The 25,846-nt window shown below is 46.0% G+C and carries 23 protein-coding genes; all 23 read left to right on the forward strand.

All coding sequences use genetic code 11. The features are described from left to right. Window position 1 precedes the first annotated feature (1 nt). The 23 genes from NFR55_RS07850 (at window position 2) to NFR55_RS07960 (ending at window position 25,451) form a co-directional block, all read left to right on the forward strand. On the forward strand, window positions 2-1,909 hold the full coding sequence (locus tag NFR55_RS07850; protein ID WP_251548024.1) for a fructose-1,6-bisphosphatase: 1,908 nt from the start codon (window positions 2-4) through the stop codon (window positions 1,907-1,909). A 97-nt stretch (window positions 1,910-2,006) separates the two neighbouring features. Further along, window positions 2,007-3,758, forward strand: a complete 1,752-nt coding sequence (gene aspS, locus NFR55_RS07855) for an aspartate--tRNA ligase (RefSeq protein WP_251548026.1) — start codon at window positions 2,007-2,009, stop codon at window positions 3,756-3,758. Between the two features lie 220 nt (window positions 3,759-3,978). After that, window positions 3,979-4,437, forward strand: coding sequence for a 50S ribosomal protein L13 (rplM, locus tag NFR55_RS07860; protein ID WP_251548028.1), 459 nt, complete (start codon window positions 3,979-3,981; stop codon window positions 4,435-4,437). After that, a complete protein-coding gene (gene rpsI / locus NFR55_RS07865; protein WP_251548030.1) occupies window positions 4,427-4,840 on the forward strand; it encodes a 30S ribosomal protein S9 in 414 nt (137 codons plus the stop codon). The genes rplM and rpsI overlap by 11 nt, the downstream gene beginning before the upstream one ends. A 336-nt stretch (window positions 4,841-5,176) precedes the next feature. Beyond that, window positions 5,177-6,013 carry a 16S rRNA (adenine(1518)-N(6)/adenine(1519)-N(6))-dimethyltransferase RsmA gene (gene rsmA, locus NFR55_RS07870; RefSeq protein WP_251548032.1) on the forward strand — a complete coding sequence of 279 codons (837 nt, stop codon included), beginning with the start codon at window positions 5,177-5,179 and terminating at the stop codon, window positions 6,011-6,013. A gap of 5 nt (window positions 6,014-6,018) precedes the next feature. After that, window positions 6,019-6,900: a hypothetical protein gene (locus NFR55_RS07875; RefSeq protein WP_251548034.1), complete on the forward strand. Its 882-nt coding sequence runs from the start codon at window positions 6,019-6,021 to the stop codon at window positions 6,898-6,900. A gap of 381 nt (window positions 6,901-7,281) precedes the next feature. Beyond that, window positions 7,282-8,004, forward strand: a complete 723-nt coding sequence (nagB, locus tag NFR55_RS07880; RefSeq protein ID WP_251548036.1) for a glucosamine-6-phosphate deaminase — start codon at window positions 7,282-7,284, stop codon at window positions 8,002-8,004. 180 nt (window positions 8,005-8,184) lie between these two features. Continuing rightward, complete coding sequence (locus NFR55_RS07885) at window positions 8,185-8,616, forward strand: 3-hydroxyacyl-ACP dehydratase FabZ family protein (protein ID WP_251548038.1); 432 nt, start codon at window positions 8,185-8,187, stop codon at window positions 8,614-8,616. A 13-nt stretch (window positions 8,617-8,629) separates the two neighbouring features. Next, window positions 8,630-9,844 (forward strand): PTS sugar transporter subunit IIC, encoded by a 1,215-nt coding sequence (locus NFR55_RS07890; protein ID WP_251548040.1) that lies wholly within the window; start codon window positions 8,630-8,632, stop codon window positions 9,842-9,844. A gap of 33 nt (window positions 9,845-9,877) precedes the next feature. After that, window positions 9,878-10,819, forward strand: coding sequence for a cation diffusion facilitator family transporter (locus NFR55_RS07895; RefSeq protein WP_251548042.1), 942 nt, complete (start codon window positions 9,878-9,880; stop codon window positions 10,817-10,819). Window positions 10,820-10,924: 105 nt separating this feature from the next. Continuing rightward, window positions 10,925-12,052: a DegT/DnrJ/EryC1/StrS family aminotransferase gene (locus tag NFR55_RS07900; RefSeq protein WP_251548044.1), complete on the forward strand. Its 1,128-nt coding sequence runs from the start codon at window positions 10,925-10,927 to the stop codon at window positions 12,050-12,052. Continuing rightward, on the forward strand, window positions 12,049-12,834 hold the full coding sequence (locus tag NFR55_RS07905; RefSeq protein ID WP_338052321.1) for a sugar transferase: 786 nt from the start codon (window positions 12,049-12,051) through the stop codon (window positions 12,832-12,834). The genes NFR55_RS07900 and NFR55_RS07905 overlap by 4 nt, the downstream gene beginning before the upstream one ends. A gap of 38 nt (window positions 12,835-12,872) precedes the next feature. Further along, a complete protein-coding gene (locus NFR55_RS07910) occupies window positions 12,873-13,745 on the forward strand; it encodes a hypothetical protein (RefSeq protein ID WP_251548046.1) in 873 nt (290 codons plus the stop codon). Continuing rightward, a complete protein-coding gene (locus NFR55_RS07915) occupies window positions 13,708-14,559 on the forward strand; it encodes a glycosyltransferase (protein WP_251548049.1) in 852 nt (283 codons plus the stop codon). The genes NFR55_RS07910 and NFR55_RS07915 overlap by 38 nt, the downstream gene beginning before the upstream one ends. A 190-nt stretch (window positions 14,560-14,749) precedes the next feature. After that, entirely contained in the window at window positions 14,750-15,556 is an 807-nt protein-coding gene (locus tag NFR55_RS07920) for a LicD family protein (RefSeq protein ID WP_251548051.1), read from the forward strand. Window positions 15,557-15,568: 12 nt separating this feature from the next. Beyond that, a complete protein-coding gene (locus NFR55_RS07925) occupies window positions 15,569-16,285 on the forward strand; it encodes an IspD/TarI family cytidylyltransferase (protein ID WP_251548053.1) in 717 nt (238 codons plus the stop codon). Then, the gene (locus NFR55_RS07930) at window positions 16,273-17,292 is read left to right on the forward strand and encodes an NAD-dependent epimerase/dehydratase family protein (RefSeq protein ID WP_251548055.1); all 1,020 of its coding nucleotides are present in this window, start codon (window positions 16,273-16,275) and stop codon (window positions 17,290-17,292) included. Before NFR55_RS07925 ends, NFR55_RS07930 begins: the two co-directional genes overlap by 13 nt. A gap of 2 nt (window positions 17,293-17,294) precedes the next feature. Further along, window positions 17,295-18,371 (forward strand): glycosyltransferase, encoded by a 1,077-nt coding sequence (locus NFR55_RS07935; RefSeq protein WP_251548057.1) that lies wholly within the window; start codon window positions 17,295-17,297, stop codon window positions 18,369-18,371. A gap of 4 nt (window positions 18,372-18,375) precedes the next feature. Then, entirely contained in the window at window positions 18,376-19,464 is a 1,089-nt protein-coding gene (locus NFR55_RS07940) for an EpsG family protein (protein ID WP_251548059.1), read from the forward strand. Window positions 19,465-19,496: 32 nt separating this feature from the next. Beyond that, the gene (locus tag NFR55_RS07945) at window positions 19,497-20,225 is read left to right on the forward strand and encodes a glycosyltransferase family 32 protein (protein ID WP_251548061.1); all 729 of its coding nucleotides are present in this window, start codon (window positions 19,497-19,499) and stop codon (window positions 20,223-20,225) included. Between the two features lie 9 nt (window positions 20,226-20,234). Next, window positions 20,235-21,008, forward strand: coding sequence for a glycosyltransferase family 32 protein (locus NFR55_RS07950; RefSeq protein ID WP_251548062.1), 774 nt, complete (start codon window positions 20,235-20,237; stop codon window positions 21,006-21,008). A gap of 4 nt (window positions 21,009-21,012) precedes the next feature. After that, window positions 21,013-22,551 carry a lipopolysaccharide biosynthesis protein gene (locus NFR55_RS07955; protein ID WP_251548064.1) on the forward strand — a complete coding sequence of 513 codons (1,539 nt, stop codon included), beginning with the start codon at window positions 21,013-21,015 and terminating at the stop codon, window positions 22,549-22,551. Window positions 22,552-22,796: 245 nt separating this feature from the next. Beyond that, on the forward strand, window positions 22,797-25,451 hold the full coding sequence (locus tag NFR55_RS07960) for a calcium-translocating P-type ATPase, PMCA-type (protein ID WP_251548066.1): 2,655 nt from the start codon (window positions 22,797-22,799) through the stop codon (window positions 25,449-25,451). Window positions 25,452-25,846: the final 395 nt, after the last annotated feature.

Consider the following 25,846-nt stretch of genomic DNA (forward strand, 5'->3'; position numbering starts at 1 on the left):
TATGGACGGACTCACCGAAAAACTGTTTTGCGAGCGTTTTCCCAACCGCCAAGACGCCGCGAGCGAAATAATAAACTTGGAAGCCATACTGCGCCTGCCAAAAGGGACGGAGCACTTTTTGAGCGACTTGCACGGCGAATACGGGGCGTTTTGCCACCTGATAAACAGTTGCAGCGGGGTAATACGCGCCAAAGCCGACGGACTGTTCGGCAAACTGCTTTCGGAGTCGGAGCGGAGCGACCTCGCCACAACCGTATATTACCCGAAAGAAAAGATAGCCATGGCGAAACAAAGCGGCGCGGATATGAACGGCTGGTATAAAACCATGCTTTACCGCCTCACTCTGCTTGCCCGCGAGTGCGGCAACAAGTACACGCGCAGCAAGGTGCGTAAAAGCATACCCGCCCAATTTTCTTACATAATAGACGAGATGATGAACGCCTCCGTAGACGGCGGCGACCGCGACGCGTATTACGACGAAATATTTTCGGAGATTATAAAGCTCGGTTGCGCCGACAGTTTTTTGGAGGCGATTGCCGCGCTCATAAAGCGGCTTGCCATAGACCGCTTGCACATAGTGGGCGACGTGTTCGACCGCGGCGAAAATCCCGATAAGATAATGGATATACTGTGCGGATATCACAGCATAGATTTTCAGTGGGGCAATCACGATATTTTGTGGATGGGCGCGTACTACGGCTCGCTCGCGTGTATCGCAACGGTTACGGAACTTTGCTTAAAATACGGCAACATGGAACTGCTCGAGGTGGGCTACGGCATATCTTTGCGCGAGCTCGCTTTCTTTGCCGACAAAAACAAATACGACCCCAAGTTTGCGGTGAACGCGGGCGGCAAAAAGATTTCGGACACCGACGCCGAACTTTCCGCCAAGATGAGAAAAGCGGTGTTTCTCTTAATGCTCAAGCTAGAGGGGCAAACCATAGCCCGCCACCCCGAATACGGCATGGAAAACCGTGCGCTGCTCAAAAAGATAGATTTAAGGAGCGGCACTGCGGAAATAGACGGCAAGCGCGTGCCCATAGATACCGCCGACTTTTCGTCGCTCGACCTGCGCAACCCGCTCAAACTCACGGCGGAAGAGGAATACGTTATAAACTGCCTTAAGCGGTCGTTTGCGGCGAGCGAGAAACTTAGGCGGCACGTGGAGTTTCTCATGCGCAAAGGCTCGGTTTACAGCGTTCACAACGGCAACCTCATATTTCACGGCTGTATACCGCTCGACGAAAACGGCGAGTTTTTGCCCGTGCCCGCGTGCGGCGGCAAGAGCGGCAAAGCGTGCATGGACGAGTTCGCTCGGCTCGTGCGCAAGGCGGCGAGCGGCAGGGAAAAGGACGCCGATATATTTTGGTATTTGTGGTGCGGGAGCGGCAGTCCGCTGTTCGGCAGAAAAAAACTTGCGGCGTTCGAAAGCGTTTACGCGCCGAACGCCGAGCTTTGCGCGGAGGAGAAAAATCCGTACTACACGCTCAGTCGCAAAAAAGAGGTAGCCGAAAAGATACTCGCCGAGTTCGGGCTCGAGGGCAAAAACACGCACATAATAAACGGTCACATACCCGTGCATTTCAAAGAGGGCGAAAATCCCGTAAAGGCGGACGGCAAACTAATCGTGATAGACGGCGGGTTTTGCAGAGCCTATCACGAGCGCACGGGCATTGCGGGCTACACCTTAATATACAATTCCTACGGCATGCGGCTTGCGGCGCACAGTCCGTTTTGCGGCGTTGACGAAGCCGTTTCGTCAAACCGCGATATAGTTTCAAACATGACCGTATTCGATACCGTGGGCAGCAGACTCAAAGTTGCCGACACCGACACCGGCGCGGCGATACGCAGCCAAATAGCCACGCTCAAGTCGATTTTGAAAGAAAAATACGTTTCCCACGATTAAGAGGCGGTTTCCTGTTTTTTGTTGCGTAACGTAATCGCTTGACACTTTGCGAATAAAATAATAAAATATGTACGTAAATCAAAACAAGGAAAAGTTTATGTACTACAGAACGCACAATTGCAACGAGTTGAGAGCGGCGGACGAGGGCAAACGGGTTAAAATAGCGGGTTGGCTGGATAGCAAGCGCGACAAGGGCGGCTTGCTTTTCGCCGTTATACGCGACTTTTACGGCGTAACGCAGGTGGTTGCCGACTCCGAGCCGTTTATATCCGAGCTTCGCGAAATCCCCACCGAGTCCACCGTTTCGGTGGAGGGAAAAGTTGCGCTTCGCACCGCGCCCAACGACAAACTCCCCACGGGACTAATCGAAATCATACCGAGCAAGATAGAGCTGCTCGGCAGGCGCACCGTGCCCGCGCTTCCTTTCGAGGTGGCTTTTTCCAAAGACGCGGGCGAGGACGCGCGGCTCAAGTATCGCTTTCTCGATTTGCGCAACAGCGCGGTGCGGGATAAGATAGTGTTGCGTGCGGGCGTTATAGCCGATTTGCGCAGACTTATGACCGAGCGAGGATTTACCGAAATTTCCACGCCCATACTCACAAGCTCGTCGCCCGAGGGCGCGCGCGACTACATCGTGCCGAGCAGGTTGTATCCGGGCGAGTTTTACGCGCTCCCGCAAGCTCCGCAACAGTACAAACAACTTTTGATGTGCTCGGGCTTTGATAAATACTTTCAAATCGCGCCCTGCTTCCGCGACGAGGACGCTCGCGCCGACCGTTCGCCGGGCGAGTTTTATCAGCTCGATATCGAAATGGCGTTCGCCACGCAAGAGGACGTGTTCGCGGTAATCGAAGAGGTGCTTCCGCCCGTGTTTGCCAAATACTCGGGTTGGAAAGCGGATAAGCCGCCGTTTATGCGCGTGCCCTACCGCGAGGCTCTCGAAAAATACGGCACGGACAAGCCCGACTTGAGAAACCCGCTTATAGTGCGCGATATATCCGATATAATGCGCGGATGCGGTTTTGCGGCAATAGACGGCAAAACGGTGAAAGCGATAGTCGTAAACGGCACTGCGGTTGCGAGAAAGTGGATAGACAAGACCGCCGAAGAATTTGCGGTTAAGTCCGAGGGCGGCGCGATGTATTGGTTCAAGCTCGACGAAAACGGCGTGCCCGCGGGCGGAATTGCCAAATTCGTTGCCGAAAAGAAAGACGAGCTTGTTAAGCGATTGGAGCTGTCGAACGGCGCGTTCGTGGCCGTGATTGCCGAAGAAAAGTTGCAACTCGCGCAAAAGCGGGCGGGACTGCTCAGAACCATGCTCGGCAACGGTCTCGATTTGCTCGAAAAGAACGTATACCGTTTTTGCTGGATAGTGGATTTCCCCATGTACGAAATAGGAGAGGAGAGCGGCGAACTCGAGTTCTGCCACAATCCGTTCTCCATGCCGCAGGGCGGGCTCAAAGCTCTTTGCGAAAAAGAGCCGCTCGACGTGCTTGCATATCAGTACGATATAGTTTGCAACGGCGTTGAACTTTCGAGCGGCGCGGTGCGAAATCACGACCCCGAAATAATGCTCAAAGCCTTCTCGCTCGTGGGGCTCGGCAAAGAGGACGTTGAAAGCAAGTTTCCCGCGCTCTACCACGCGTTCGAGTTCGGTGCGCCGCCGCATGCGGGCGTAGCTCCCGGAGTGGACCGCATGGTAATGCTGATTGCCGACACTCTCAACATTCGCGAGGTGATAGCTTTCCCCATGAACGCCAAAGCTCGCGACCTCATGATGGGCGCACCGAGCGCGATAGAGCCCAAACAGCTTGCCGAAGCGAATATTTCCGCCGTAAATAAAAAGTAGGGCTGTAAAAAGCAGACTACGGAAAGTATAGGCGAAACGCTTGACAAGCGGGCGTGCAATGTTATAAAATATATAGGCATTTTATAGCGGAATTTTGCGTTTTGCGGATTTAGCCCCCGCAGGCGAGTAAAAAAGTTTCGCTCTCAAGTCGTTTATGCGGGCGGCGTGAAACGGTCGCATGGGCGCAAATATACAATAATAAACGAGGAAATCGAAAGCAATGAAAACTTTTATGGCTAACGAGCAGACGGTTACCCGCAAGTGGTACGTCGTAGACGCCGCGGGTGCGCCGCTCGGAAGATTGGCAAGTCAGGTAGCCGCGGTGCTCAGGGGCAAGAACAAGCCCGAATTCACGCCGCACGTAGATACGGGCGATTTTGTAATCGTGATAAACAGCGACAAAGTTGCGCTCACGGGCAAAAAGCTCGAGCAGAAAACCAAATTCCACCACACGCTTTACATGGGCGGAGCAAAAGAAATCAAATACGATAAGTTGCTTGCCGAAAAGAGCGACGAAGCGGTGTATTTGGCGGTAAAGGGAATGCTTCCCAAAAACTCGCTCGGCAGAAAGATGCTTAAAAAACTGCGCGTATACAAGGGCGCGGAACACAAGCACGAGGCGCAGAAGCCCGAACCCATGAAACTCGCTGAAAAGAGGTATAACAAAAATGGCAACTAAATCATCCGCAAAGAAGAAAATACAGTTTTGGGGCACCGGTCGCCGCAAAAAGGCTATAGCCCGCGTTCGTCTTATGCCCGGAAGCGGCAGTATTGTGGTAAACAAGAGAACTCTCGACGATTATTTCGGGCTCGACACTCTCAAAACCATAGTTAATCAACCGCTCGAAACCACGGCTACGGCAGGAAAGTTCGATATATTCGTAAACGTAAAGGGCGGCGGATTTACCGGACAGGCGGGAGCTATCCGCCACGGCATTGCCCGTGCGCTTTGCGAAGCCGACGGAGCATATCGCCCCGCGCTCAAAAAGGCGGGCTTCCTTACTCGCGACCCGAGAATGAAGGAAAGAAAGAAATACGGTCTTAAAAAGGCACGTAAATCTCCGCAGTTTAGTAAGAGATAATAACATTCAAGCCAAAACCGTGAAGGGAGGGACGTACAATTCGCCTCTCCCTTTTATAAGTTGTTGCGGTAATCCCTGTCATTGCGAGGCACGGGCTACACTGTCATTGCGAGGCACGGGCTACACTGTCATTGCGAGGCACGGACAACACTGTCATTGCGAGGCACGCAGTGCCGAAGCAATCCCAAACATGAGAAAGCAATAGTAACTGTGTCGTTCTTATGCCCGAGATTGCCGCGCTCGTTACACTCGCTCGCAATGACACTGTATTCCACCCGTGCGAGGCACGGACAACACTGTCATTGCGAGGCACGCAGTGCCGAAGCAATCCCAAACATGAGGAACGGTAAAAAATTGAATTTACGCGAAACCTTACGGCGTTATAATTTTTCTTTCAGCAAACGGTACGGGCAAAACTTTATTTCCGAGCCGCAACTTTTGCACGCCATTGCAAGCGCGGGCGCACAATCGGGCGATACCGTGGTTGAGGTGGGCGCGGGCGCGGGAACTCTTACCGCCGCGCTGTGCGATTTGGGGGCAAACGTTACCGCGTTCGAAATAGACGAGAGGTTGCGACCGGTGCTCGAAGAAACACTCGCGGGAAAGAACGCAAGCGTGATATTCGCCGACGTAATGAAATACGATATTTCCAATCTCGACTTGGGCAAATACAGGGTTGTGGCAAATCTGCCGTATTACATAACCACGCCCGTTATATTTCGATTTTTGTACGACGAAAATCTGTTGAGTTTAACAATAATGGTGCAAAAAGAGGTTGCCGAGCGGATTTGCGCGAGCGCGGGCACGCCCGAGTACGGCGCACTTTCGGCTCAAATGCAGGTTATGGGCAACGTGCGCATTGTGCGTAACGTGCCGAGAAGCATGTTTTATCCCGTGCCCGACGTAGACAGCGCGGTGGTGCGGCTGGATATTGCGCCCAAAGCGGAAAAAGAAATTTTGCCTACCTACAAAAAGACGGTTGCCGCGGCGTTCGCCATGCGCAGAAAAACGCTTGCAAACAATCTCGCGGCGGCGTTCGGCATAGTTAAGCCGCTTGCCGAAGAGCTTGCCGAAAAGGTGAGCGGAAACAGAGCCGCTCGCGGCGAAACGCTTACTTGCGAACAGTTCATACAACTCTCGAGGCTAATAAAAGACGGCGGGAGAGCAAACTAAAGAAGATGATTAAAAACGGCATAAAAAATTTTTTCGTTAACTTAAAGCACTTTTTCACGCCGCTCGGCGTGTTCGCGCTTTTCGTTATAATAGGGCTGTCGGTGGCAATACCCGCGTGTATAAGCGCGGTGAGCACTCTTGCCGACGACGCGGCTCGAATATGCAACGACACGAGCATAGACTTGAACGCGCTCGGCGACGGAGTTATGCGTTCGGTTCGCGCTCTCGATTGGAGCAATCCCACCGACGCGGTACAAACTATTTTGAGCGAAGGTTGGCTTAAAAACACGTTTGTAACCTGCGTGGACGCGCTCGTTGTGAGCGGCGGAGAAACGGCGGCGTCGCAGATTGCCGTGGCCGCCGAAACCGCGGTAAGCGGAGTGGCGGCGGGTTTCGTTGCGCTCGTTGTGTTTGCGGTGCTCGGCATTGCGGCGGGTTATATGCTTACCAAATTTTCGGTGCGTCGCAACATGGCGAAGCGCGGGTTGTGGAAATTCATTTTGGCGGCGGCGGTCGACGCGGTGCTCACCGTACTGCTCATAATTCTCACCGTGTGGATAGAAGCCATAAACTCGGTAAGCGGCGTTATAGCGGGCGTGCTCTCCATGCTCGTGCTCGGACTGATTGCGCTTTTGGAAGCATATCTCGTGCACGGGCGCAAAAAAGTGCGCATGCGGCAGGTGGTGAGCATAGGCAACGTGCTTAAACTCTTTTGCGTAAACCTCATTATAATCGCCGTTGCGTTTTCGTTCTCGTTTATCGTGCTTGCGGTTGCGAATATCGTGGTGGGCGTTTTCATATGTTTGCCGCTTATAGAGATTGCCGCTATAGTAATGAGTCTTAACGCCGAGGCGTATGTGAAAGACCTTGCCGCGCAAGAAGAATAGAGCTAATAAAAAAAATTATAAAATTTATAAAAAAATTTTTGAAAAAGTGCGTTAAAACGCTTGACGGAATTTATTATATAGTATATAATAAGGGTGTAATCAAGGTTGAGCACGATTTCAACGGCTTTGAATAAACCGAGATTACATAAAATAGCTCATCATTTTCCCCCTTATCATATAGCGGAGCGGTCGATTGTAACAATCGGCCGTTTCGCATTTTATATTCTTTTTTATACGCCTTTAAGCCCGCGCGTTTCTATATATTTCATCCTTGTTTTTATAAAGCCTTTCTGTACCGAGAAGGCTTTTTTTCATACGAAAATAACTTGTAAATTTGCAGGCGTTGTGCTATACTTATAGCAAAAACATCGGAGAAAGAGCATGGAAATAATAATTGTAAACGATTACGCGCAAATGAGCGAACGCGGGGCTTTGGCAGTGAGCGAAACGGTAAAGAAAAATCCGCGGGCGGTGCTCGGGCTTGCCACCGGCAGTACGCCCATACAAACGTACCGTTTGCTTATAGAGCAGTGCGAGCGCGGCGAGCTGTCGTTTGCCGAAGTGCGTGCGGTAAATCTCGACGAGTACGCGGGACTTGCGGCGGAGCACGAACAGAGTTACGCGTATTTCATGCGCAAGAACCTATTCGACCATATAGATATAGACCTTAAGAACACGCACATACCGAGCGGAACCGCGCCCGACCTTCAAGCCGAATGCGAAAGGTACACCGCGCTTTTAGCCCAAATGCCGCGCGACTTGCAAATTTTGGGGCTGGGCAGTAACGGTCATATAGGTTTCAACGAGCCGGGCACTCCGTTCTCGGGCAGAACGCATGTGGTGCGTCTTGCCGAAAGCACGGTGCGCGACAATTCGAGGCTGTTCGACCGAATCGAAGACGTTCCCAAAATGGCGTTAACCATGGGTATTGCCGATATAATGGACGCGAAGAAGATACTTATAATGGCGAGCGGAAAGAACAAGGCGCAGGCTGTATACAACACGGTGAAAGGCGAGGTGAGCGAAAGTTGCCCCGCGAGCGTGTTGCAAAAACACAACAACGCGGTGCTTATAGCGGACGCCGAAGCCGCAAGTTTACTGTAAATACAGGGTTTATAGCATGAGATTGCCACGGGCATAAATGCCCTCGCAATGACGGTCGGTGGGCGTTTAACCGTCGGGGCGTTTAACTGTCATTGCGAGCGAGTGAAACGAGCGAAGCAATCTCCCGCATGAGAAACTAATTGTTATAAAAAAAACAAAAATGAAAAGGAGTAAAAAACAATGAACAAAGAAGAGATAATGAAAATCATTCCGCACCGCGACGATATGCTGTTAATAGAAGAGGTGAACGTGAGCGCGGACGGAGTTGCCGAGGGCAAATATCACGTGCGCGGCGACGAGTTTTTCCTGCGCGGTCATTTCCCCGGCAATCCCGTAGTGCCCGGCGTGATACTGTGCGAAATAATGGCGCAGTCGGCTTGCGCGTTGTTTGCCGACAAGGGCGGAAATTTCACGCCCATGTACACCGGACTCAACAACGTGAAATTCCGCAATCCCGTAGTGCCCGGCGACACCATAACCACCGAATGCAAGATAGTAAAGAGCAAGGCGATATTTTATTTCTGCGAAGGCAAAGTAAAGGTGAACGACAAAGTTTGCGTTACCGCGGAATTCAGTTTCGCGCTTGCGCCCGCAACCAATAACAAACTGTAAAGGAACACAATAAATGCAAGAAAAATTAAATCCTGCGGAGAGCGAAGAACAGGCGGAAGGGCAGACCGAATTGACCGAAACGCCCGAAACGGTAACCGAGAAGAGCGCGGGCGAATACGTAAAGGCGTTCGTGCACAAATATTTTATAGTTGCGTTTTCGGGTATGGCTCTCGGACTGTTCTGCACTCTGATTGCCGGCACTATCGTGGGGCAAATAGGTTGGCTCATAGGTGACAATCCCGTAGGGCGCGTCATAAGCTATATGGGGACGGCGGCAAAAACGGTGATGGGCGCGGGCATAGGCGTGGGCATTGCGCACTCCTTCAAAACCCGCAAGCTCACCATGTTTTCGGCGGCGGCGGTGGGAATGATTGGCGCGAACATGACCTCCGCGTTCGTTGCCGCGGGCATACCCGTATGGGGTGCGAGCGGCACGGCGGGCAATTTCGTAGCGGGCATAGGCGACCCCGTGGCGAGTTACGCCGCCGTGGTCGCGGCTATCCGCGTTTCACAGCTCATAGAGGGAAAAACTCCCATAGATATCATTTTAATACCGCTTGCGGCGATGTTTTCCGGCGCGGCGGCGGGCATTGTGCTCGGCATACCGTTCGGAATGTTGTTCGCGCTTTTGGGGCGCGGAATAAGCCGAGCCATAGAGTGGGAGCCCGTTTCGTTCGGCATACTCGTTTCGGCGGTAATGGGGTTGTTGCTCACTCTGCCCACCTCGAGCGCGGCGTTCGGCGTTATGCTGTTTAAGCCGCTTATGGGAACGGGGCTCGAGGGCGCGAGTCAACTCGCGGCGGCGGCGGCTTGCGCGGGCTGTTGTGCGCACATGGTGGGCTTTGCCGTGGCTTCGTTCCGCGAAAACAAATGGGGCGGGCTTGTGAGTCAGGGCATAGGCACGAGCATGTTGCAAATTCCCAATCTTGCAAAAAACGTAAAAATTCTTTTACCCGCGGTTGCCGCAAGCATTGTTGCCGGTCCGCTCGCGAGCGCGGCGTTCGGGCTAAGGTGCGATTTTACGGGAAGCGGCATGGGCACTGCGGGGCTTGTTGGCGTAATACAAACGGTCAGCGTGTCGGCGAGCGCGGGGCTTGGCGGATTACGAATATTTTTCGGCGTGGCGGTTTGCTACTTTATCGTGCCCGCCGCCGTCGCTTTGGGAGTGTCGGAACTCATGCGGCACTTTAATTGGATAAAAAAGAACGATATGCTTTTGCCCAAGTAAACGGCGAGCAATCCCATACGTGAGGAAAATTTTTTGCAAAACAACGCGAACAATTCAAATAGCGATACGGAGCACGTGCACGCCCGCGCAAGAGTGGCGTATCGGGTGTCGGCTGTGAGCATAGGGGTGAACCTTGCGCTCACGGCTTTTAAGTTGTTTGCGGGAATATTCGCGCACAGTATGGCAATGGTGAGCGACGCCGTGCACTCCGCGAGCGACCTGTTCAGTACGTTCATAGTGATTATAGGCGTGAAAATCGGCGGTAAGGCGAGCGACAGAAACCACCCTTACGGGCACGAGCGTTACGAGTGCGTGGCGGCTATCGTGCTCGCGGCTATACTTGCGGTAACGGGCGTAATGCTCGGCTACGGCGGCGTAACGTCGCTTATTAAAGGCGAATACAAAACGGCGCAAACTCCGGGGTTGTTGGCTCTCGTTGCCGCGGCGGTAAGTATAGTCAGCAAAGAAGCCATGTTTTGGTACACTCGGGCGGCGGCAAAAAAGATAAATTCGGGCGCACTCAAAGCCGACGCTTGGCATCACCGCAGCGACGCGCTTTCGAGCGTGGGCGCGTTCGCGGGAATTTTGGGCGCAAAGCTCGGGCTTGCGGTGCTCGACCCCGTTGCGGCTCTGCTCATATGCCTAATGATACTCAAGGCGGCGTTCGATATCTTTCGCGACGCGGTGCGCAAGATGACCGACGAGGCGTGCGACCGCGAAACGGTAGACAGGATAAGCGCGATAGTTTCCACACAGGAAGGAGTGGAGGACGTAGACAAATTGCTTACGCGCAAATTCGGCGACCGCATATACGCCGAGGTGGAAATTTCGGTTTGCGGCGATATTACGCTACGCGAAGCGCACGACGTGGCTCGGCGCGTGCACAACGCCATCGAAATGGGCGTACCCAACGTAAAACACGTTACCGTGCACGTAAATCCGTCCGACCACTTGCAAGACGATATTTCGCAATAGTGCGCTGTTTTTATTGATTTTCCGTATCGGATATAGTATAATTTACGTGTATGCGCTAACGGTAACGCGGTATACAAAGTATTTCGGCTATGTCGGAGGTAATAAATGAATAAAAGAATTTTGCTGTCGTCTCCGACAATGCACGGCGACGAACTCGGATACGTTAACGAAGCGTTCGAGCGCAATTGGATTGCGCCGCTCGGATTTAACTGCGACGCGTTCGAAACCGAAATGGGAGAATATTTGTCGGGCGAGGAAAAAATCTACGGATTGTCGCTTTGCTCCGGAACGGCGGGCTTGCACCTTGCGGTTAAACTTGCGGGGGTTAAGCGCGGCGATATAGTGCTGTGTTCGGATATGACCTTTTCGGCAAGCGCAAATCCCATTGTTTACGAGGGCGGCGTTCCCGTGTTTGTTGACTGCGAGCGCGAAACTTGGAACATGTCGCCCGCCGCGCTTGAGCTTGCGTTTGAAAAATATCCGCATGCAAAAGTCGTGATGCTCGTTCATTTATACGGCACTCCCGCCAAAACCGACGAAATACTCGAGGTGTGCAAAAGGCACAACGCCGTTCTTATAGAAGACGCCGCCGAGGGGCTTTCCGCCGAGTACAAAGGCAAAAAACTCGGCACATTCGGAAAGTACAACGTAATAAGTTTTAACGGAAACAAAATAATCACCACGTCGGGCGGCGGAATGCTTCTTACCAAAGACGAGTCGGCGCGGGAAAAGGCTTTCTTTTGGGCTACGCAGGCGCGGGAAAAAGCGGCGTGGTATCAGCACGAAGAAATCGGCTACAACTACCGCATGAGCAACGTTGTGGCGGGCATAGGCAGAGGACAGCTCAAGCACATAGAGGAGCACCGCGAACTCAAAAAGAAAATTTACATGCGTTACAAGCGCGGGTTCGAGGGGCTACCCGTTTCCATGAACCCCTATCTCGACTGCTCCGAGCCTAACTTTTGGTTGTCTTGTATTTTGATAGACAAGCAGTGCAAAGTCGGCTTTATGGATATTTACAACAGGCTCAACGAGGCGAACGCGGAGAGCCGTCCGATATGGAAGCCCATGCACATGCAACCGGTGTTTGCGCACAACGATTTCGTAAAGGCGGAAAACTCGGCGGCGGACGAAGATATATTTTCGCGCGGGTTATGTTTGCCGAGCGATATCAAGATGACCGAAGAAGAACAGGCTTACGTTATAGACGCGGTGAAGAGTTGTTTTAAGTGAAAGAGTTTTTTAACAACTTAATTTCTTCGTGGTGGGGCATACTTATTATATGCCTTGCGTGCGCGGCGGTGTGGGTGCTTTTGTCCGCTCTTTTGTACCGCGTGTTTTTCAAGCGGTTTTACGATATGCTCTTGAGCTTAATCGCCATTATCGGGCTTTCGCCGCTGTTGCTTCTTCTCACGATTTTGGGCGCGATTAAAATGAAAGGCAATCCGTTCTTCGTACAGCTTCGCCCCGGCAAAAGAAAAAAGTTGAGCGGCGGACAATACGGCGAAGAAAAGATTTTCAAACTACTCAAATTCCGCACCATGACGAACGCGAAAGACCGAAACGGCAACCTTTTGCCCGACGAAAAGCGACTCACCAAATACGGCAAATTCTTACGTAGCACCTCGCTTGACGAACTTCCCGAACTGTTTAACATTTTTATCGGGAACATGTCTATAGTAGGTCCCCGCCCGCTTTTGGTAAAAGATTTGGCGTTTATGACCGACCAACAACGCCGCAGGCATAAAGTGCGGCAGGGGCTTACGGGGCTTGCGCAAGTAAACGGAAGAAACGCCATATCCTGGGAGAAAAAGTTATTATACGACGAATGGTACGTAACGCACATAACTCTGTGGAGAGATATAAGCATAATATTCAAAACCGTGGGCAAAGTATTCTCCCGCAGTGACGTTAACCGCGAAGGCACCGTTTCGGATATGGATTACGGCGATTGGCTGTTGGCTGAAGGCAAAATAGACGAAGAAGAGTATAACGCTAAAATAAGTCTCTTGTAACGATTTATAGTTGAAAAGTTTTTGTGAGCGAAGTTTGTATGAATAATATAGGCGATTGGCAATTTTATAATCATGCGTGGGTGCCGAGTGTAGAACCGCATACCGTTCCGGATTTAGCCCCGTTAGCGGGAGGCGAACTTTTTAAGCAAGGCGGAGTGTTGGCAAGATATACCACTCAGTTCGATTGCGGTAATGAAACGGAGTGGTGGTATATTATAAAAGATAAACCGTTCGATATTTCAGAATTGAAATCAAAGCATAGATATGTAATTAAACAAGGAGAAAAAAATTTTGAAACAAAACTTATAAACCCGTTACATTATAAAGAAGATATTTTCCAAGTTGCAACTGCCGCCTTTGCGGACTATCCGAAAAAATACAGACCGCAATTACAAAAAGACAAGTTCATGAATGATATTGAAGAATGGAGTGCGGGGGGGGGAGTATTTGTTTACGGAGCATTTGTACGTAATAACGGTGTTCTTGCTGGCTATGCTGTTTTAAGTAAAGAAAATAGATGCCTACATTTTTCGATTTTGAAAACAATGCCGATATACGAAAAAATGCAAGTTAACGCTGCGTTAGTTTATAAAATACTTAAAGATTTCGAAATCGAACTTACAAATGGTTATTATATTTGCGACGGGGCGAGAAATATTCAGCATCAGACGCATTTCCCTGAATATCTCGAAAAGTATTTCGGATTCAGAAAGGCATATTGCAGGTTGCATGTTGCCTACGCTCCGAAATACAAGCGATTGATTAAATTAGTATATCCGTTTAGAAAATTATTGCATTTATTCGACGGGATAACAAAAGTACATCAGCTAAACGGTGTGTTAAAAATGGAAGAAATTGTGAGAAGACAAGAAAGTGAAAACGGAAAACATTCAAGAGCAAAGCAAGTTTAATTTTTCGGTATTGATGTGTGTTTATAACGGCGATAATGCGGTGCATTTTGAAACAGCCGTGAATAGCATACTTAATCAATCGCTTAAGCCGTCCGAGGTTGTTTTGGTTGTGGACGGTTTTGTATCGCAACAAATAAATACCGTAATCGAAAAATTTGAAGAAAATGGAAATTTCGTTGTAGTAAGACTTAAAGAAAATCAAGGACATGGTAATGCGCGGCGTGCAGGATTATGTGCATGCAGTAATGATTTAGTTGCGATAATGGATGCGGATGACGTAAGCTGTTTTGAACGGTTTGAAAAACAAATTGAAAAATTCGTTGAACAACCTTATATTGACGTTGTGGGTGGTAATATAACCGAATTTATCGAGGAAGAAAGTAATCTAATCGCTAAAAGAGAAGTTCCATGTAATGACAGTGAAATAAAGGACTATATGAAAAAACGTTGTCCTATGAATTTAGTAACAGTTATGTTCAAAAAAAGCTCTGTTGAAAAAGCGGGTGGATTTTTAGATTGGTACTGCGAAGAAGATTACTATCTATGGATTAGAATGGCTTTGGAAAATATGGTGTTTGCGAATGTTTCACATAATTTAGTAAATGTACGGGTAGGGAGCGATATGTACAAACGTCGCGGTGGTTGGAAATATTTTCAAAGCGAGCGCAAATTGCAAAAATTTATGCGTAAAAACAAAATAATCGGCGCATGGCGTTATTTTTGCAATGTAACTAAACGTTTTATTGTACAGTGCATGTTACCTAATAGATTGCGTGGTTGGATATATAGAAAATTTGCGAGACAAAAGATTTGATTTATTAACATTTTTAGAAATCGGACAAAAAACATAGCGATTTAAGGTTGGCGAAATGTAATACATTTACGCAAAATTATATCTTGGCGCGAATATCAAAAAGCAAAAGCGGTACGGTTTATAGGTCATAGACTGACGACAAACCGTATTGGCGGGTGATTTTTCAAAATATTATGCGAGGGCATTGAGAATGACTGAAATACAATTAAAATTGCTTGATATGTTAAAATGGTTTCATGAATTTTGTATTGAAAATAAACTTAGATACTATGCATTGGGCGGAACTATGTTAGGGGCGATACGGCATAAAGGCTTTATTCCATGGGATGACGATATAGACGTGGGAATGCCGCGAGAAGATTACGACAAAATGATAGAGCTTGTTATTGATAAGCAAGATGAGAAATATAGGCTTGAAAAACCGTTACAGAACAAAGATTTTGTTTATCAATATTGCAAATTATACGATACTTCTACTACGCTTGTGGAAAACACTAGATATAAAACGAAAAGAGGGGTGTATTTAGATATATTTCCTTTGGATGGTATAGGTAATACGCAAGAAGAAAGCAAAAAAAATTTCAAAAAAATAGATAAAAAAACAGCTTATATTATGACAAAAGTTTGCGGATTAAGTAAAAACAGGAAATTATATAAAAATCTTGCGATTATAGTATCACGGTATATTATATTTCCTCGTTGGCAGAAAGTTTTGAAAAATTTGGATATTCTTTGCAGAACGAGAAAATTTGATGATTGTGACTACGTTGCCAATTTGTATGGGAACTGGCATGAGCGTGAAATCGTTAAAAGAGAGTGGTTTGGCACTCCTTGTTTATACGAATTTGAAGATTTTGAAATTTACGGAGTGCAAAATTACGACAGTTATTTGTCTGCGATTTATGGAAACTATATGAAGCTACCGCCTATAGAAAAGCAAAAGTCGCATCATGACTATTTAAGTTTGGATTTGGAAAAATCATATTTACATGTTTGAGAGGATTATAAAATGAACATAGCGGTTATCATAGCGGGCGGTTCGGGAAAGAGAATGGGACAAGACGTGCCAAAGCAGTTTTTGACAATAAACGATAAACCTATAATAGTTTATACGCTTGAAAATTTTCAAAAAAATGAAAAAATAGATGATATTATCATTGTTTGTATAGACGGTTGGCAACACGTGCTCGAAGCATATGCCAAGCAGTTCGGGATAACAAAGCTAAAGCAAATCGTGTCGGGCGGTGAGAGCGGGCAACATTCTATAATGAACGGGGTAGAAGCTGTTTACGGTAAATATCCCGACGATACTTGTGTGATAATTCATGACGGAATACGCCCGTTGGTTGATGAAAGCGTGCTGAATGATGTTATTGAAACTTGTGAGAAATACGGAAACGGTGTAACTTCATTACCATATAACGAACAAATCTTCGTTATAAAAGATGAAGTATCGACCGTTAAGTATATTCCGAGAGAAACATTGAGGAGAGTATCCACTCCGCAAGCATATAAACTCAAAAAATTGCATGAAAGTTATAAAACGGCTATGGAAAAGAATATAGGTTTTACTCCGTCGTCATACGTGAATACCATGATGGTTGATTTGGGCGAAACATTGTATTTTTCAAAAGGTTCAGACAAAAATATAAAACTTACAACAAAAGATGATTTGCAAATCTTTATGGGCTATTTGCAAGGAGTGGATAAGAATTGGCTCAAATAAAACTTTCCGATACCGAAATAAAAGACATTGCAATGCTCGCCGATTTACCATACGCGTGGGGAAAACTTAAAAATTCCACGGTTGTTATAAGCGGAGGTACGGGCTTTATAGGCTCTTATCTTATTGCGGTTTTGCAAATGCGTAATAAAAAATATAATGACAATATTTCGATTGTGAGTTTGTCGCGCGGCGGCGGCGAAGATTGCGAAAATGTTAAGTATATGAGTTGCGATGTGACGCAGAGCATTGCCATAAAAGAACCTGTAGATTATGTACTCCACTTGGCTTCCAATACGCATCCTCAGCAGTATGCAAAAGAGCCGGTTGAAACTATAACCACAAATATTCTCGGTTGTTGTAACCTGATTGAACTTGCGCGTGAAAAGAAAGCGAAACGCTTTTTGTTAACGTCAAGCGTGGAAATTTACGGTAACGGAAGCGATACGCCGATGCAAGAAGACTATTGCGGATATATTAACTGCAATACCGTGCGTGCGGGTTATAACGAAGCCAAGCGCGTATCCGAAAGTTTGTGCCAAGCATATATTGCGCAATTCGGCATGGATTGCGTAATAGCGCGTCTTGCAAGAGTATTCGGACCGGACCGAAAAAACGACAGCAAGGCAATTGCGCAATTTATGCAAAATGCAGTGCGCGGCGAAAACATTGTGCTCAAAAGCAAAGGCAATCAACGCTTTTCTTATTGTTATGTTATAGACGCCGTTAGCGGGATATTGAAAGTGCTTTTAGACGGCGAGAGCGGCGAGGCTTATAATATCTCGGAAGACGACGAGGGCTTGACATTGGGCGATTACGCAAATTACATTGCCGCTTTGGGTAAAGTGAAAGTAGTTTTCGATTTGACAAATCGTCAAACGGGTGCGTCGACTGCTGAGTATGCTTTGATTAGTAGTATTAAAATTAAAAATTTAGAGTGGCAACCAATGTTCACTGTGAAAGATGGTTTGTATAGAACACATAAAATTCTAACTGGTAAATGGGTGTAATTATGATAATATTGCATATAGCACAAATAGAAAATAACGCATGTAATGGAGTTTGCGTGGTTGTGCCCGAGCATATTAAAGCACAGCAAAAACTCGAAACCGTAGGTTTCGTGAATATGCGCGATTATATTGCGGAGGGCATTGAAAACCAATTCGCATATCCAAATTTGAAAGATATATCGATTTTGCCCGCGCCGTTTGATAAACCCGATTTAGTGGTGTTCCATCAATTTTATAAGCCTAAATATCTCAAAATCGCCAAAAATTTGCATAGTCGTAAAATTCCGTATGTAATTGTTCCGCACGGAGAACTTACCGACGGAGCGCAACATAAAAAGTGGCTTAAGAAAAAAGTTGCAAATTTGTTACTGTTTAATAAATTTGCGAAAAAGGCAAAAGCAATTCAATGCCTTTCGCAAGCGGAATTGGTTACGTCAAAGATAAAAACGCATAAATTCGTAGGGGTAAACGGCGTAAATATTCCGAGTAAACAAAAAGAAGTTTTTTCGCAAAACGGTCTTAAATTGCTGTATATCGGCAGATTGGATATGTTTCATAAAGGACTTGATTTGCTTATTGAGGCGGTTGCAAAAATTAAAAGTATTTTGATAAATAATAAATGCATTTTATATATCTATGGTCCGGATTGTTGCGGGAGATATAAACAAGTACAGGATACTATATCCAAGTTCGACGTTGCGGATATTGTAAAATTAAAACATGAGATAGTGGGAAGAGCAAAAGAGGAGGAAATACTTTCGGCTGATTTGTTTATTCAAACCTCGCGTTTTGAGGGATTGCCCGTAGGAATACTCGAAACGCTTAGTTACGGTTTGCCGTGCATTGTAACGGAAGGTACAAACTTGGCGGAGTTTGTGCAAAAAAATGATGCGGGGTGGAGTTGCGAAACAAATTCCGACAGCATAGCAGAGACAATAAAACAAGCTATTGAGGATAAAGCTAAATTTAATGAAAAGTCTTGTAATGCTGTTGCGGCTATAAACAATAACTTTGAGTGGGGCATTGTTGCGAATAATACGGTAGATGCGTATAAGGCAATAGTTTTCGATAAGGTATAATCGCATGGGTTTATATTATTGTATCGGCGCATTTCTATTACTGTTTGTAGGCATTACCTTGAGAAGCCGCAATTGCGAAAGAAAGTTTTTGCTGAATTGCGGCGGAGTATACTATTATACTAATAGAAAAACAAATAAAGAGAATTTGTTGGCGGCTTTTGCGCTTTTGTTCTTTTGGGTTCTTACTGCATTTAGAGGAATTGATATAGGAAACGATACCGTTAGTTATGTAAGGATTTTTAATGATATTTTAGCAAATGGTATCGATTTCAACTCGGGAATAGAATACGGTTACCAAATATTATGTTTGGTTATAGGTTTTTTTTCAAGTAATTCTACGTTTTTTTTATTTGTTATAGCTACTATTTGTTATAGCGGAGTTGCAATTTATATATTCAAATATTCTAAGAATAAAATGTTTTCGGTATGTTTGTTTTTTTGTGTTTGTTTTTCTAATTTTACAAACATTTTAAGACAAGATATAGCAATGGTAATAATTTTATTTGCCAATCAAGCAATACGCGATAACAAAAAAATAAAAGCGTTATTATTGATTATTTTTGCGAGTTTCTTTCATTTATCAGCGATTTCGGCAATTTTGCTGTTTTTATATAAGTTTGTGCCTAAGTCTGTTTTTTATGTTTTTATCGCAACAATAATATTAACTATAGCGGCTATCACAGGAGTATTAAATGAAATATTGATTTTTATAGTTCCAACCTATAAAAATTATATTTTGAAGCAAGAGTTCGGTTTCGGATACATGGCTTTAACCGTAGACTTGATAAGAGCGTTGGCAATTTATGGTTTAATATTTTATTTTCATAGAAAAAACAGGAAAATATTGGCAAATTATATTATTTTGTTATTGTTTAGCAGTTTGGGATATATTGCTACAATTATATCTCGGGCATCAACGTACTTTTTATTGCCCATTATTATAGATATACCTAATGCGTTTTACTTAAAAAAAATAAAACATTACAAATCGATTATTTTGGGCGTTTGTTTTATTTTCATAGCTTATTTTATAGTTGTTTTGATTATACGCCCCGAATGGAACTATTTATATCCGTATGAGTTTTTCAAGTAAAATTTGAGATTTTAATATTAAAAGGAAGATATATGATACCTAAAATAATTCACTATTGCTGGTTTGGGGGAGCCAAAAAGAGCAAATTGATTCAAAAGTGTATGCAAAGTTGGCGCAAATTTTGCCCCGATTATGAAATAAAAGAGTGGAATGAAACTAACTTTGACGTGCACTGCTGTAAATATGTGGAAGACGCGTATGCGGCTAAAAAATGGGCGTTTATAGCCGATTATTTCAGATTTTGGGTTGTGGCAAATCACGGCGGTATATATTTCGATACCGATATACGCGTTTATAAAAGTTTTGACGAATTTTTAGATTGCGACTTTTTTTGCGGCTATGAAACCGACGAGTGGTTAGAACCGGCTATTATAGGCGGAGTTGCACATAATTCGGTTTCAGATACGTTTATACAAACGTATGAAACTAAATTATTTGTACTTGACGGAAAACAGGATTTAACTCCTTTGCCTATAACGTTTACAAATCATTTTAAGAATACGTTTTCGTTTAATTTAGACGCAACTGTAACAGAAAATAATGACGGAATTGTTATATTTGCAAAACCTATATTTCGTCCTGATAGGTCTAAAAGGAATGCTCCTATTATAACTAAAGATACTGCTGCCATGCATTGTTATTCGGGTAGTTGGGTGGATAAAAAAAGTAAGCGTAGATTGAAAATTTATAACATATTATGTAGATTTTTTGGAGTGAAATTTGCTGATAAAATTCGCAATAAGTTTGGAAGAGAGGGGTGATACAAACAAATGATACCTAAGATTATTCATTATTGTTGGTTTGGAGGCAAGAAAAAGGATGAATTGTCTTTAAGATGTATAGAATCGTGGAAGAAGAATTTGCCTGATTACGAATTAAGAGAATGGAATGAGAATAATTTTGATGTTAATGAAAATTGTTTTGTTCGAGAAGCTTTTAATGCAAAACAATATGCATTTGTTGCGGATTATGTTCGTTTGTTTGCTATTTGGAAGTGTGGCGGAATATATTTGGACTGCGATGTAGAGGTAGTAAAAGACTTTGATGATTTATTGACCTTGCCGGCATTTACATCGTATGAGTATAAATCCAATTCGGACTCAATGCATATTGAAGCTGGTGTGATGGCTTCCGAGAAAAATGGACGTTGGGTAGAAGGCGCTTTGAAATTATATGAGAATAGACCTTTTATTCGTAATGACGGATCTTTTGACTTTACTACGCTTCCTATTATTTTGTCACAATATACAATAGAAAACTACGGTAAAATATCCGGCTATTTATCCGATACATTGGAAGAAATAACTATATTTAATAGTAATTATTTTTCTCCTAAAAATCCTTATACAAATGAAATAATAATTCATAGCGAAACAAGAACAATTCATCATTTTAATAATTCATGGGGGACGCCGTACAGTAAATTAAGAAGAAAATATATTAAAAAATTCGGTCCTTTTTTCGGTAATAGTTTTTTTGTTATAATTCATCCTATAAAGTCGGTAAAGATATTAACATATAAATTGAAAAAAAACAAGAAATAATATAATGGATAAAAAGCGCGGGGTGGCGAACGTAGGCGTTTCGGTTGCGTTCAAAATCATTCTTCTCGTAGCCAATATTTTGGTGAGAAGATATGTAATTAAATATATAGGCAATGAGGTAAACGGGCTTAATTCTCTTTATCTTTCGTTGCTTGATTTTTTATCGGTTGCAGAGCTTGGCGTGGGCAGTGCGATAACTTTTTGCATGTACAAGCCTATCGTTGAAGGCGATAACGATAAGGTGTCGGCGCTCTACGGACTTTTTACCAAACTTTACCTTATAATCGGCGGAATTATACTTGCGTGCGGTTGTGCGCTTATGCCCTTTCTCAAAATTCTTGCCAAAGATTACCAAACTTTGGACGTAAATCTTTATTTTACGTTTGGGCTTATGCTTGCGTCCATTGTGCTTTCGTACGCGTTCAGTTCTAAAACTTCGCTTATAAACGCATATAAAAACAACTATATTACTACCGCTATTTCGTCGGTAGGTCAGCTTTTGCAAGACGGTTTGCAAATTCTTGTGCTTATTCTTACGCGCTCGTTTACGTGGTATCTTGTATGTCGCCTTATTTCCATGGGCTTACAGTGGATAGTTACCGAAATTATCGCGAGAATAAAACACGGCGATATTATACGCAATAGGCAAAAAATAGATATTGAAACAAAAAAAGAAGTAACGAAAAACGTAAAAGCTATGTTTATGCACAAGATAGGCGGAATACTGGTAAACACCGCCGACAGCATAATAATATCTGCTTTTATAGGTATAGTTATTCTTGGAAAATACTCGAATTACACTACCATAGTGCTTGCAATGTCAAGCGTGATTGCGTTGTGTTTTACGCCGCTTACGTCTATTATAGGACATATGTCGGTGGAAGAAGACGGCAAAACCGTTGAAAGGTATTATAACTTTTTCCATACGTTCAATTTTATTATGGGAACGGTTTTCTTTCTCGGATATTATGCGGTTATCGACAATCTTGTTACGGTATTGTTCGGTGCAAATCTTATACTTTCAAAACAAATAACGTTTGTAATAACGCTCAACTATTTTATACAGTTTATGCGGCAGGCGGCAAATCTTTTCCGCGACGCGACGGGCACGTTTTATTACGATAGGTGGAAGCCCATAGTAGAGGGGCTTATAAATGTAGTGTTGTCGATTTGTTTCGTTCTCGTGTTGCCGAGCGAGTACAATGTTGTGGGAGTAATCGCCGCCACGATTTTGACGAATTTGTTTGTGTGCCATATTGTGGAGCCGCACGTGCTCCATAAATACGCGTTTAAGAGCAGTGCGAAAACGTACTATATCCGCAATTATGTTTATATTGCGGCGTTTGCGGCGGCGTTGTGCGCACTGCATTTCTGCATGGTGGATATGAGCAGTCAGTGGCTCGAGTTGCTCGTAAACGGCAGTATTGCGGTTGCCATAGCAATAGTTCCGTGCACCGTTGCCATTCTTGTAAACAAAGATTTCAGGCACTATTTGCACGGCTTTACGCGTAAAATATTCAAAAGGAACAATTCCGATAATTAAGCGGTGTTTTTCCCTTGACAGCAATACAATATCGTGATAAAATGGCAGTATCAAAAGGGAGTAATTTAATGACGGACAGTCAACATCGTGCCGCAAGCAGTCGCGGCTGGCTCCGTCGCCCTTGGCTTTAAGGGTAATGAGACTTTTGTCATTTTTTAATGACGAAAGTCTTTTTTTATTCGTATTTGTCAAACGAACATTTGCGAACGAAATGCAGCATAAAATTACGGAGAAGGAGATATGCCATGAACGCCGAAAAACTTACGCCTGCCGAGGCACTCGAAGAATGGGACACAAATCCCGACACAGGATTAAGCGGCGGTAAAGTTGCCGAACACGCCGCCAAGTGGGGCGAAAACAAGCTCACCGCGGCAAAGCCGAAATCGCTTTTCAGCAGAATTATAGAGGGGCTTACCGAGCCGATGATGATAATTCTTCTCGTCGCGCTCGGCATAACCGTGACGGTAAATATAATCAAAGTTGCGCGCGGCGATAGGTTCGACTATATAGAGTGCGTGGGAATTGTAGCGGCTATCGTGATATCCGTTACCATTACCATTATAATGGAGGGCAAGAGTCTTAAGGCGTTCGACGCCCTAAAACGCATGGGCGAAGACGTGCTTGTAAAGGTGCGGCGCGACGGCAAGGTGGAGAAGATAAAGCAGAGCGAGCTCGTTGCCGGCGATATCGTGTATTTCGAAACGGGCGATAAGATACCCGTAGACTGCCGACTGCTCACCTCCGAAAACTTTTCGGTTGACGAGTCGCCGCTCACGGGCGAAAGTCATCCGGTGCGCAAAAAGGCTAACGACGTTTACAAAGACAGGCAAGTGCCGCTTGCCGAGCGCAAAAACATGGTTTACGGCGGTTGCTACGTTACCGCGGGCAACGCGTCTGCGGTGGTGGTTGCCGTTGGCGACAACACCGAAATAGGGCAGATAGCCAAATCGCTTGCGGGCGCGGCAACGCAACTCACGCCGCTTCAGCACAAGCTCGACAGACTGGGCAAGATAATAACTTTGCTTGGCGCGATAGCGGCGGCGGCTGTGTTTACAATCCGCATAATTACGCTGTTCGTGACAAACTCGGTGAGTTTCGATAACGTGCAGGAAGTGTTCATAACGAGCATAGTGCTTATAGTGGCGTCCGTGCCCGAAGGACTCCCCACCATTGTGGCGGTGTCGCTCGCGCTCAACGTGATAAAAATGGCTAAGCAAAACGCGCTCGTCAAAAAAATGGTTGCGTGCGAAACGGTGGGGTGCATAAGCGTTATATGCTCGGACAAAACGGGCACGCTTACCGAAAACAAGATGACGGTGGGCGAGGTGGTTTGTCGCGGCAAAAAGTATTCGCCCGAAAACGTAACCGATATGTTCATGCTCAACAATTTCGTGCTCAACTCCACCGCGAACCTCGGGCAGGACGAGAACGGTAAAGAGATATTCGTGGGCAATCCCACCGAGTGTGCGCTCTTAAAGGCTTACGGCGCGGCTATCGGCGAAAATTACGAAGAGGTTCGCGCGGCGGCGGATATAGCGTATCGCTACGCGTTTTCGAGCGACGAGAAAAAGATGACCACGTTGGTGCGTACGGGCGCGGGCTTGTTGGCTTACGTTAAAGGCGCACCCGAAAAGGTGCTCGATATGTGCGAGATGTCGGCGGCGGATAAGCGTGCGGCGGAACGCGAGCTTGCCTCGTATCAAGAGCAGGCGAAGCGCGTTATAGCCTTTGCGCACGCTGCTGTGAGCGGCTCGCCCAACTACGAAACCGAGCGGGCAAAGATAGAGCGCAACATGGTGTTTGACGGCTATGCGGTAATAAGCGACCCCGTGCGCAAAGAGGTGTACGACGCGGTGGACAAATGCCGCGGCGCGGGCGTGGGCATAAAGATGCTCACGGGCGACAATGTGATAACCGCGCGGGCGATAGCTCGCGAGCTCGGGATAGCCGAAACCGACGAGCAGGTGTTTACCGCCGCGCAAATAGAGGAAATGCCCGACGCCGAACTTTACCGCAGGTTGCCCGATATAAGAGTTGTGGCGCGTTCCACTCCCGCCACCAAACTGCGCATAGTGAACGCGCTCATGGCGTGCGGCGAGGTGGTTGCCGTAACCGGCGACGGAATAAACGACGCGCCCGCGATAAAGAACGCCGATATCGGCATATCCATGGGCATTACGGGCACGGAGGTTAGCAAGGAAGCGAGCGATATAGTTTTGCTCGACGACAGCTTTTCCACCATAGTTAAAAGCGTGCAGTGGGGGCGCGGAATATACGAGAACTTTCAGCGATTTATCCTCTTTCAGCTTACCGTAAACATTTCGGCGGTGTTGCTCACTGTGATATTCTCGCTAATCCCCGGCGGCGAAGCTCCGTTTAACGCCCTCGAGCTGCTGTGGGTCAATCTCATTATGGACGGACCTCCCGCGCTCAGTTTGGGACTCGAGGCGGGCGGACCCGAGCTTATGGACCGAAAACCCATACGGCGCAACAGCAGTATAATCACTCAAACCATGCTTATACGCATTATAATGAACGGCTTGTTCGTTGCGGCTATGCTCTTGTTGCAGGCGCGTTTCAATTTTCTTTGCGTGCCCGGCGGCATGGAAAAATCGGTTATGTTCACGGCTTTCGTGCTCTTTCAGCTGTTTAACGCGGTTAACGCCCGCGAGCTCGGTTCTCGCAGCGTGTTTAAGGGACTGCGCCGAAACAAAATAATGTGGATAGTAATGGCGGTTACGTTTGCGTTGCAGATACTCATTACGCAATTCGGCGACGTGGTGTTTAACGTTGCGCCGCTCGACTTTATAACCTGGCTCAAAGTGATAGCTCTTGCCGCCACCATAGTGCTGTTTAACGAGATTTACAAATGCGTTGTTCGCGCCGTGCGTAAATTTTGAAAAAAAGTGTGAAAAAGTTTATTTTTCTACAAAAAAACAGTTGACTTTATAATGCGGTTGTGGTATTCTATTTAAGCTGTCGCTTCGAGCGGCGGCTTGCGACCGTTTGAGTCGCGAATGCGATTTGCACATTGACAACAGCAAAGAAGAAAGAAGAGAAATCAATATAGAAAACGAGTATATGGAAAGAGAAGTATACGAGTAATATAGCAATAAAGAAAGCATATATAAAGAGAAATATTGAAGTCTTGTAATTCAGAAAAGAGAAACCAAAATAGAACTGAAAAGAACTGTTAGGTCAAGGATAGAAACCGAAATAAGGTTTTTATTAGACGGAAGTCTTCCGAAAGGGAGATAAGATTAAGCTAATAAGAGCATACGGAGGATGCCTTGGC

Origin of the sequence: Pumilibacter intestinalis (assembly GCF_943193005.1) — a bacterium.
In the GTDB taxonomy this organism is placed as follows: Bacteria; Bacillota; Clostridia; order Christensenellales; family Pumilibacteraceae; genus Pumilibacter; species Pumilibacter intestinalis.